The 1,036-nt window shown below is 39.9% G+C and carries 1 protein-coding gene; it reads right to left on the minus strand.

Features of this window, described 5'->3' with window-relative positions:
- Positions 1-13: 13 nt before the first annotated feature.
- Positions 14-973 carry an IS982 family transposase gene (locus tag HMPREF9144_RS12495; RefSeq protein ID WP_040595975.1) on the minus strand — a complete coding sequence of 320 codons (960 nt, stop codon included), beginning with the start codon at positions 971-973 and terminating at the stop codon, positions 14-16.
- Between the last annotated feature and the right edge of the window lie 63 nt (positions 974-1,036).

Genomic DNA, 1,036 nt, shown 5'->3' on the forward strand with positions numbered 1-1,036 from the left:
CTTGTTGGCGGAATTAATTTAATGCATATTTGACATGTCCTAGTGGTCTGTTGTTTATGTAGTTAATGTATTGCAGTACTGTAAACGTACTGATTTTGGCAGTAATTCTTGCGAATAGTCCTGTGGTCTGTTTTGCATAGTTCCTGATGAGCATGAGATGGTCACATAGTTGAGAGAAACAAGTCTCAATTCTTTTTCTAGCCTTCGCATAAGGTTTAAAAGCAGGCTTCCATGTCTTCATGTTTAATCTATACGGAACTTCCAGTTTGATGTGCGCAGATGAAAACAGATCTTGTTGCAGTTCTGCACTCAGATAAGCTCTATCAGCAAGAATACTGCACTCTGAAAATTCAAACTTCACATCCTTCATATAATGTATATCATGAACATTAGCAGCCGTTAGGTCAAATGAATGTATAACACCTCGTAAACCGCATACAGCGTGCAACTTATAACCATAATAATATACTCCTTGCGTGGCGCAGTAACCAAAAGCTGGAGATTTATCAGGCTCGTCCTTGCCCATCTTGCAGCGTTTGCCTCTTGAGAGTCTGCAAACCTCTATCGGTTTGGAATCTACACAGAAATATTCCTCTGCACCATCCATTGCCTTTGCTATACGCTTACGAATCATTTCACACAGGTGATATGTGTTCTTGCGACGGTCATTGAACTGGCGACGACTGATGAGATGACGAAAGTCCTTTTGGTATTCTTTCAGCCGGTCAAAGAGGTTATTCTCACTGTCAATGCCGAGATGCTCAGCTGTCAGACTCAGGGCTATGACATCAAGGTCAGAGAAGCGAGGGACAACACCACGACGAGGAATATTTCCAAGGTCATTAACCAATCCGTAGGAGAATTTCTTGCATATCTCAAGTATTTTGACGAAATTTGCATATAAGTTGTGCATGGAGTTAAAGCAGATAACAGTATTGTTGATTATCATAAAGTTACTGATTTTTAGCGACATGTGCAACTTTTTTACATTCATATTTCTGATATTTTATCTATTGATTAATTCCGCCAACGGGTA

Source organism: Prevotella pallens ATCC 700821 (genome assembly GCF_000220255.1).
In the GTDB taxonomy this organism is placed as follows: domain Bacteria; phylum Bacteroidota; class Bacteroidia; order Bacteroidales; family Bacteroidaceae; genus Prevotella; species Prevotella pallens.